Annotated in this window: 5 protein-coding genes; all 5 read left to right on the top strand. The window is 69.2% G+C overall.

From position 1 onward, the window contains the following. Positions 1-3,720: Ig-like domain-containing protein (locus tag X803_RS21005; protein WP_035778288.1), on the top strand; the 3,720-nt coding region annotated here is incomplete at its 5' end. A gap of 55 nt (positions 3,721-3,775) precedes the next feature. Next, positions 3,776-4,747 (top strand): AAA family ATPase, encoded by a 972-nt coding sequence (locus tag X803_RS0107870; protein WP_026544711.1) that lies wholly within the window; start codon positions 3,776-3,778, stop codon positions 4,745-4,747. A 15-nt stretch (positions 4,748-4,762) separates the two neighbouring features. Further along, entirely contained in the window at positions 4,763-6,151 is a 1,389-nt protein-coding gene (locus X803_RS0107865; protein WP_026544710.1) for a DUF58 domain-containing protein, read from the top strand. Then, positions 6,148-8,547 carry a transglutaminase-like domain-containing protein gene (locus X803_RS18610; RefSeq protein WP_253907414.1) on the top strand — a complete coding sequence of 800 codons (2,400 nt, stop codon included), beginning with the start codon at positions 6,148-6,150 and terminating at the stop codon, positions 8,545-8,547. Before X803_RS0107865 ends, X803_RS18610 begins: the two co-directional genes overlap by 4 nt. Before the next feature lie 182 nt (positions 8,548-8,729). Then, the coding region (locus tag X803_RS18605; RefSeq protein WP_035778267.1) for an RDD family protein at positions 8,730-9,672 on the top strand (943 nt) is incomplete at its 3' end.

Here is a 9,672-nt window from a genome sequence, read left to right as displayed (position 1 = left end):
GATGAGATCACGGTCCGCGCCGGCGATGTCGCCACGGTGGAGGTACTCGCCAACGACACCCACCCCAACGGCGGCGAACTCACCCTTGACCCCGAACTGGTGGAGACCGTCGCCCCCGGCCAGGGACTCCTCGCGGTGTCCGGCAACAGCCTCCGCTTCAAGGCAGGCAGCACGCCGGGCACCTACCGGGCCATCTACGCGGTCCGCGGCCCCGATGGGCAGGAAGACTCGGCGCAGGTCCTGTTCCGGGTGAGCGCAGTCGACAAGGAAAACAACTCCCGCCCGCTCCCGGAAACCGTCAAGGCGCGGGCCATCGCGGGTAATACCACGCGCATCCCGATTCCGCTGACGGGCATTGATCCCGACGGCGATTCCGTCTCCCTCATCGGCATCGACCAGGCTCCGTCGAAGGGCACGGCGCGGGTCGGCGCCACCTACATCGAATACACCGCGGCCACCGACACCGCCGGCCAGGATTCCTTCAGCTATGTGGTGAGCGACCGCTTCGGCGCACGCTCCACGGGGACAGTACTCGTGGGCATCGCCCTGCCGAGCAGCGTCAACCAGGTTCCCGTCCCGGTGGATGATTCGGTGGACGTACTGCCCGGGCGCAACGTCACCGTGGATGTGTTGTCCAATGATTCCGACCCCGACGGCGACGCCCTGGCGCTCCTGCCGGACGGCCTCGAAGCCGCCGGCGGGATCGAGGCGGAAGTCCACGACCGCAAGGTGCGCTTCACCTCGCCGCAGCGCAGCGGCACCACCGCACTCCGGTACACGGTCGACGACGGCCGCGGCGGCACCGCGATGGGAACAGTGCGCGTGCAGACCCGCCCGGACGCACCGCGCCTGGCGCCCATTGCCCACGACGACCGGATCTCCTTCCCGGAAACGCTCGGGCAGGCCGCCGTGGACGTTCCGGTGCTTGAGAACGACTTTGACCGGGACGGCTCACCCGAAGAACTCCGGATCGCCTTCCCCGAAGGCACCGCCACCGCGTCCGTACGCCCCGGTGAAGGCGGAACCAGCATGGTCAACGTGCAGCTGCTGCCCGAGGCCCAGACCATCCCCTACACGGTCACGGACATCGACGGACTCCAGGCGACGGCGTTCATCCACATCCCGGGCTTCGCGAACCAGCCGCCGGCGCTGCGGGACACCGCTACCCAGGAGGTCAGAAGCGGTGAGGAACTCGTACTGGACCTGACCGAATTGGTGGTGGTCCGCGAAGGGCGGCAGGTACAGCTGACCGACGACGCGAAGGTCACCGCCGTGGCCTCCAACAACGCACCGCTGGTCCGCGACGCGAGCACCCTGGTCTTCACCTCCGCCGAAGACTACGCCGGTGCGGCATCGGTCAGTTTCGAGGTCACCGACGGCGCCTCCGTCGATGACCCCGAGGGACTGAAGTCGATGCTGACCGTGGGCATCATGGTCCTGGCGGACCCGGACAGGAACCACGAGCCGGAAGCACGCTCGGGCCAGCTGCAGGTTGCCCAGCAGGAGAGCGCCTCGATCGACCTCGCCAAACTGGTGCGCGACATCGACGAGGCGGACACCCTGAGCTTCTCGCAGGTCGGCGGGGCTCCGGACGGGCTCACCGCGACGCTCGACGGCCCGGTGCTGTCCGTGACCGCGGGCTCTGCCGCGAAGAACCAGGTGCACCCGGTACGGTTCTCCGTGACCGACGGGCGCAGCGACCCGGTGGAGGCCGCGATCAACGTTTCCGTGGTCAGCTCGACCCGCCCGCTGGCCGTGGCGAACGACGACATCGAGCCCGACGCGGTGCAGGGCAGGACCGTCGTGGTCGATGCCCTCGCCAATGACACCAATCCTTTCCCCGACTCTCCGCTTACCCTGCTCTCGGTCAGCACCGAGACAGGCCTCGGCTCAGTGAGCGCCCAGGGCGACTCCGTTGCCGTGACACCCGCCGACGACTTCGTGGGAACGCTCGTGGTGCAGTACCGCATCGGCGACCGGACGGGGGACCCGGAGCGGGAGGTCGACGGACGCATCCGGCTCACCGTCAAGGGCGCTCCCGATGCTCCGTCCACGCCGTCGGTCGGCGAGGTCAGCAGCGAAACCGTCGTCCTGTCCTGGGACCCGCCGGCGGACAACGGCTCCCGGATCACCGGGTACCGGGTCACCGGGAGCGGCGGTGTCAGCCAGGACTGCCCGGCCACCACCTGCAGCATCACCGGGCTCACCAACAACACCGAGTACACCTTCGCCGTGGTGGCAGTGAACGACGTCGGTGAGTCACCGTCGTCGGGCACCTCCGCCTCCGCGAGACCGGACGAGAAACCCTCCACCCCTGCCGCGCCGCGGCTCGTTTTCGGCGACAGCTCGCTCACCGTGGCGTGGGAGGTGCCGCCCACCGAGGGCTCACCGGTGGAAAGCTATGACCTGGAGATCTCGCCGGCGCCGCCCGGCGGAGGCTTCCGGAAGAGCGGTGTCTCCGGCACCACCGCCGAATGGGCGGGCCTGGAGAACGGCATCCCGTACAAGGTTCGTGTGCGCGCGTTCAACCAGGCACCGGATCCCTCGGACTGGAGTACCTATTCCGCGTCCGAGATCCCGGCCGGAGTGCCCGCCGCCCCTGCCGCGCCGACCGCCCAGGTCTCCTCGCAGGGAGGCTCCGCCAACTCCGTCCTCTCCGTGTCCTGGGCCCAGCCGGCCACCGCGGAGAAGAACGGCGCCGAAATCGAGACCTACACCCTGACCACCAGCCAGGACGGCAGGGCACTGCGCTCCGCCGAGCTTTCGGGATCGGTGTTCAACACCACGGTGACCGTTCCGAATTCGCAGAGCCCGTATACGTTCACACTCACGGCCTCCAACAAGGCCGGGACCTCTGCCCCCAGCGCGCCGTCTGAACCACGGCAGGCGGTGGGTGCACCGGGCGCGGTGCCGAACGTCCAGGCAGCTCCGGGCGACCGCCGGCTGACCGTCTCGCATGGCCGGCCGGAATCCAACGGCGCCACAGCACAGCAGACCCGCTACGAGTACCAGCTGAACAACGGCGCCTTCGCGGCGCTGCCCGCCGACGGCATCATCGGCGGCCTCAGCAACGGGTCCTCCTACACAGTGGGCGTGCGCGCGGTCAACACCGCCAACGGCAGTTCCTATCCCGGACCGGCAACCCAGTCCAACGCGGTGGTGCCCTTCGGCCAGCCGCACACGCCGTCCATCAGCTCCTCGCCGTCGGGGGAGCAGGTGGTCTTCTCCATCGGCACCACGCCGTCCAACGGGCGGCCGGTCACCTCGGTGACCTGGTCCGCGGGCCAAGAGTCAGGCTCGGTCGGGGCCGGCGGAGGGCAGGCGGTGGCAGGCAACGGTTACGACCAGTCCGTGACCATTACGGTCACCGTGACGGATTCCGAGGGCCAGCGCGCCACCCGGACGGCCACCGGAAGAACCTCGCCACCGCCGAAGAAATACGGCACCGTGGATGACACCCTCACCGACGGAACCTGTGAGTACCCCGCCTCGGAAAACACGAAGGCCGCCACCAGGAAAAACTGTGCGGACGCGGGCGGAACCTGGTTCGGCAACGGGTACCGCTTCGAAATCGAATGTACGCGTCCAAACGGCGGCCAGTACCCTGTCTTTGAAACCACCGGCCAATCCGGTTACTCCACCAAGTGGGTCAAGCGCGCGGGCGGCGCCTGGTTCAAGGAAGCCAGCGTCACCGTGGAAAGCGGAGCGCCGACATGTTGACCGCCCGGACAGACAGCAAGGACGGATCACGCAATGGAAAAAGGAAGACATCATCATGACAATGACCGCTGAACAGGCCGCGTGGTTCGCCGGGACGTTCGACAAGCTGGTCGGCAACGTGGGGCAGGCCGTGCTCGGCAAGTCCCACGTGGTGCGGCTTGTCCTGACAGCCATGCTCGCCGAGGGCCACGTGCTGCTCGAGGATGCGCCGGGCACCGGCAAGACCATGCTCGCCAGGTCCCTCGCCGCCACCGTGCAGGGCACCCATTCACGGATCCAGTTCACTCCCGACCTGCTGCCCTCCGACGTCACCGGCATCACCATCTATGACCAGAAGACGCAGGAATTCGAGTTCCACAAGGGCCCCATCTTCGCCAACATCGTCCTCGCTGACGAGATCAACCGGGCGTCGCCGAAAACCCAGTCCGCGCTGCTGGAGGTCATGGAAGAGTCGCGGGTCACCGTGGACGGCGTCAGCTACACCAACGAGCGCCCCTTCATGGTGATCGCAACCCAGAACCCGATTGAGCAGGCCGGAACCTACCGGCTGCCCGAGGCCCAGCTCGACCGGTTCCTGATCAAGACGATGATCGGGTATCCGGACCACGCCTCTACCGTGCAGCTGCTCAGCGGAGCCTCCACCCGGGACCGCTCGATTGCACTGAACCCGATCATCACCACCCATGCCGTCAAGGACATGGCGGACCTCGCCATGGAAACCCACGTGGACCCGGCGGTCCTCGAATACATCTCCCGGCTGACGGAGGAAACCCGCACCGCGCCGGAAACCCGCCTGGGAGTCAGTGTCCGTGGCGCCCTGGCCATGGTCCGGACGGCGAAGGTCTGGGCCGCCGGTCAGGGCCGCCACTACGTGCTGCCCGATGACGTGAAGGAGCTCGCGCCCTACGTGTGGACCCACCGGTTTGTCATGGACCCCGAAGCGGAGTTCGCCGGCGCCACCGCCGAGGCCGTGCTGCGCCGGGTCCTCGCCGACGTCTCAGCGCCGCAGCAGCGCGCAACCGCCTGACCCAGCTGATCCGCCATGGCAACAGGTACCGAAACCGCCCGGAAGGCCGCCTCGCGTCGCCGCGCAGGCGCGCCCGACCGTCGTCGTGCTCCCAGACCGTCTCCCGCCCCCGGCAGGGGACCACGGGGAGGGAGGCCGCCGTCGTCGCGCTTTCACCCAGGGTCACTGACCCGGGAAGCGTGGCAGCTGCTCCGCGCTGCCGGGACGCCGGCCGCCCGGCGCGTGGGTGGGGCGCTCCGGCGGTACTGCGGCCCCGTGGTCGGAGTGGTCAGCCCCCTTGGCTGGATCATGGCCGGGACGGTGCTGGCCCTCTGGGTGCTCGGCGCCGTCTTCGACTGGCGGGAAGCGCTGGTGGCCGCCCTGCTGGGCAGCATCCTCTTTGTCCTGGCGGTCGGTTTCATCCTGGGGCGATCGTCCTACGCCGTGGAGCTGGACCTGTCCCGGACGCGCGTCGCCGTGGGTGACCGCGCAGTCGGAAGCGTGGCCGTCTCCAACACATCGTCGAAGCCGCTGCTGCCGGCCTCACTCGAGTTGCCGGTGGGCGCGGCGACGGCGATCTTCCACCTGCCGCGGCTGAAACCGAACCAGCTCCACGAGGACCTCTTCACCATTCCCACGCACCGCCGCGCCGTCATTGTGGTGGGTCCCGTCCGGTCCGTGCGCGCCGACCCGCTGAGCCTGCTGCGCCGGCAGGTGTTCTGGACCGAACCCACCGACCTCTACGTCCACCCGCGCACCGTACCCCTGGTGGGCTCGGCCGCCGGGTTCATCAAGGACCTCGAGGGGCTGCCCACCAAGGACCTCTCCAGCGCCGACGTCTCCTTCCACGCGCTGCGGGACTATGTGCCGGGCGATGACCGCCGCCACATCCACTGGAAAACCACGGCGCGGACCGGAAAGCTGATGGTGCGCCAGTTCGAGGAAACCCGCCGCTCCCACCTCGCTGTGGCCCTCTCCACCAACACCTCCGAATACGGGTCCGACGCCGAATTCGAGCTCGGCGTTTCCGTGGCCGGTTCCATCGGCCTCCAGGCGATCCGCGAGCAGCGGAACCTGAGCGTGCTGACCCAGGACGGCCCGGTCCGCTCGGAAACCGGCCGCAACCTGCTGGACGACATGACCCGGATCGAGGGCCGCAACCAGCGCCTCACCGCTGTGGACCTGGCGCGGACGACGGCGGATTCGGTGCCGAACGCGTCAGTGGTCTTTTTCGTGGTGGGGCCGCAGGTGACCCCGTCCCAGCTCCGGTCCGCGGCGGCGTCGGTGCCGCCCGGGATCCGGTGCATCGCCATCCGCTGCGTCAGCGGCCAGGAACCGGGACGGGCCACCATCGGCGACCTCACCGTGCTCACCCTCAGCGACCTGAGCGACCTCGCCCTGATCCTCCGGAAGGCAGCAGCATGAGCCGCCGCACCGGACGCACCCGCACGCTCCCCGGGACCTTCCAGACCGGAATCGACGTCGGAGTGCTGACCATCCTCCTCGGGCTCGGCGTCCTCGGCTTCGGGCCCACCTTCGGCGGGGACCTGCGCTACCTGGCGGCAGGATTCGGCGGCATCGCCATCGGCCTGCTCACCGCCTGGCTGAGCACCCGCCAGCGGTGGGGTTTCTGGACGACGGCGGGGATCCTGTTCGGTGCCTACCTCCTGCTCGGCCACGCGCTCGCCGCGCCGGTCGAATCCTTCCTGGGATTCCTGCCCACCCTCGAGTCGCTGCGCGTGCTGATCGTCGGCATCGTGTTCTCCTGGAAGGACCTGCTGACGGTCGCGGACCCGGTGGGAATCAGTCGCGGCATGCTCGTGGTCCCCTTCCTCTCCGCACTCCTGTTCTCGGTGGCGGCAGGGCTGCTCGCCTGGCGCGTCCGCACACCCTACTGGGTGCTCCTGCCGGTCTTCGGATTGTTTGTGGCGAGCATCGCCTTCGGCACCAACCGGGCCTCCCTGCCGGAGCTTCGCGGCGTGCTGCTGGTGGTCGCCCTCACCGCATGGCTGGCGTACCGCCGCGACATCGCGCGGACGGACCGCAGCGGGGCCCTGTCCGCCAACGCAGCGCTCCCGCCGGACGGCAGCGCCTCCGCGGCTTCGGGTGGTCTCCAGTCCAATACGGCCCGGCGCCTCGGACTGGGCGGCGCGGTCCTGGCGGTGGGAACCGTCCTCACCCTCCTGATCAACCCGGTGCTCGCCGGCGGCACCGACCGGGATGTCCTGCGCGACGTCGTCGAGCCTCCCGTGGACCTGTTCGACTACCCGAGCCCGCTCACCAGCTTCCGCAAGTACGTCAAGGACCAGACCGACGAAACCCTGCTCACCGTCGCTGGGCTCCCCGAAGGGCAGCGGATCCGCCTCGCCGCGATGGACGCCTACGACGGCGTGGTCTACAACGTGAATCCGCAGGCTGCCGGGAACTTCGCCAGGGTGGGCGACGCCCAGCAGCTGGGCAGCGCCGACATCGCCGAAGACGAGGGCACGGTGGCAACGCTGGACATCACCGTCGGGGCCTACAACGGGGTGTGGCTGCCCTCCGGCGGCGAGCTGCTCGGGGTGGACCTGGGCGGGCCGCGGTCCCAGGACCTGAACCGGTCCCTGTACTACAACGACGACGCCCGCACCGCCCTGTCGACGATCGGCGTCCGGTCCGGCGACACGTACAGCGTCAACGTGGTCTTCCCCGACATCCCGAGCGACGAGGTGCTCACGCAGTACGACTTCGCCGACCTCACCCTCCCGCGGGTCCGGAACGAGCCTCCGGTCATCGCCTCCAAAGCCAGCGAGTACGTGGGGGAGGTGTCCGACCCCATCGAGCGGGTGCGCCGCCTCGAACAGGTACTGAGTTCGCAGGGCTTCTTCAGCAACGGCAAGGACGGTGAAGCCCCCTCGCTGCCCGGCCACGGCGCCGCGCGCATGCTCACCCTCCTGGACGCCGAGCAGATGGTCGGCGACGACGAGCAGTACGCCGTCGCGATGGCCCTGATGGCCCGCAAGCTCAACATCCCCGCCCGGGTGGTGATGGGCTTCTACCCGGACTGGGACGAGGTGGAGGATCCGTCCGCGCCGATCGCCCTGACCGGTGAGGACGTGCACGCCTGGGTGGAAGTCGCGTTCGACAACGCCGGCTGGGTCCCGCTGAACCCCACGCCGCCGGAGGACAACGAGCCGGTACCACCCCAGCAGCAGCCCCGGTCCTCGCCGAAACCGCAGGTCCTGCAGCCCCCGCCGCCGCCGCAGGAGCCGGCCGAGCTCCCGCCGGACTCCGCCCCCGAACCGCAGGATGCCGAAGACCGCCAGAAGGACTTCTGGGATGACTGGGGGCCGCTGATCCGGGCCATTGCGCTCGCCCTGATTCCGCTGGGCGTCCTGCTGCTGCCGCTGCTGCTGATCCTCCTGCTGAAGGTACGACGCCGGAAGCGGCGCGCGAACGACGGCGCGCCTTCCCAGCGGGTCGGCGGCGGCTGGAGCGAGGTGCTGAGCCTGGCAACGGACCTCGGAGCCGACACCAATGCAAAGGCCACCCGCCGCGAGAGCGCGCGGGAGCTCGGGCAGGCCTTCCCGGCCAGCGCGGGGTCCACCACGCTCCTCGCCGAACGCGCGGATGCCAGCATCTTCGCCGCCGGTGAGCCCACCGAGCAGGAAGTGGGGGAGTACTGGAATGCCGTGGAAACGTCGCTGGAGGACATGCGCGGCTCCGTCGGCTGGTTCCGGCGGCAGCGGGCAAAGTTCTCGCCACGGTCCCTGATCCGCGAGACCCGCTCCAGGATGGCTCCCGCTCCACGCCGCGGCACGGTGCGGAGGCCGGAGCAGTGACGGCAGCCGAGATCCAGTGCCCGCGCTGTTCCTCGCCGGTGGCTCCCGGCACCGCGTATTGCGTGCGCTGCGGCGCTTCCATTCCCAATCGCAGCGCGCATGTCCGTACAGTGGACCCACCGGGCAGTGCGCCGACGCATCCTGATGCCCGGAGAGACGGTGAGGGAGGACGGCAGGGCGCCATGGCTCAGCTCAACCTTGAGAACGGTCCGGCCGGCAAGCGGCTGGGAGCAAAACTGGTTGACGGTATCCCGCCTGCGCTGATCACGGGAGTTGCGGCCGCCGTCGGGATGCCGCTGATCGGCTACGAGCAGGTATCGGCGAGTTCCGCCGTCGTGGATCTGAGCATGTTCTTTGTGGTGGTCGGTGCGGGCAGCCTGCTGTCGCTCGGCTACTGGGTTCTCCTGTGGGGCTGGGAAGCGAAGACCGGCAAAACCCCCGGCAACCTGATGTTCGGTCTGCGGACCACCAATGAGGAGGGGTTCGCCCCCGGCTGGATGGCCGTCTTCCTACGCAACCTCATTATCGGGCTCTCGGGAATCGTCCCGGTCCTCGGGTTTGTCGTCGTGATGGTCTCCAACCTGTTCGATTCCAACGGGAAGCGCCAGGGCTGGCATGACAAGGCGGCAAGGACGTTCGTGTTCGACGTCCGGCGGGGACGCAATCCGCTGGAGACCGGCGGAATTAACGGGCCGTCGTCGTTCGCTCCGCAGCCGCCGCCCCCGGCGCTGCAGCCGGTGTCCTCCCCGGTGGTCTCCCGGCCGGAGGCTTCCGCAGCGCCCGTACCGGCGTCCGGGCCGGTGCCGGTGGTTTTCCAGTCCGAGAAGGTTCCTACCGGCCCCACCTCACCGCTGCACGATTTCGGTATCACCCACCCGGATGACGACGCCGGGGAGACGGTTGTCTCCCGACGCTCCGCTGCTCCCGCTGCCGGCCCGCCGGCCGTGCGGATAGTGCTCGACGACGGACGGGACCTGGTGCTGCAGTCCGCAGCGCTCATTGGCCGCAATCCTGCCGCCAGGGCCGGTGAAGCAGCGCAGCTCATCCCTGTTCCGGACGAGGGACGCTCGGTCTCGAAGACCCACCTCCACCTGAGCGTGGAGGCCGGCCGGCTCGTGGTCACGG

Source organism: Arthrobacter sp. 35/47, from assembly GCF_000520475.1.
Classification (GTDB): Bacteria; Actinomycetota; Actinomycetes; order Actinomycetales; family Micrococcaceae; genus Arthrobacter_D; species Arthrobacter_D subterraneus.
Note: the sequence above shows the minus strand (reverse complement) of the source record. Positions and strands in the feature narration are given on the sequence as shown.

Excerpts from the sequence above, each read along its gene's own strand:
- X803_RS0107870 (WP_026544711.1), top strand. The coding sequence starts at position 3,776 with ATGACAATGACCGCTGAACAGGCCGCGTGGTTCGCCGGGACGTTCGAC.
- X803_RS0107865 (WP_026544710.1), top strand. The coding sequence starts at position 4,763 with ATGGCAACAGGTACCGAAACCGCCCGGAAGGCCGCCTCGCGTCGCCGC.
- X803_RS18610 (WP_253907414.1), top strand. The coding sequence starts at position 6,148 with ATGAGCCGCCGCACCGGACGCACCCGCACGCTCCCCGGGACCTTCCAG.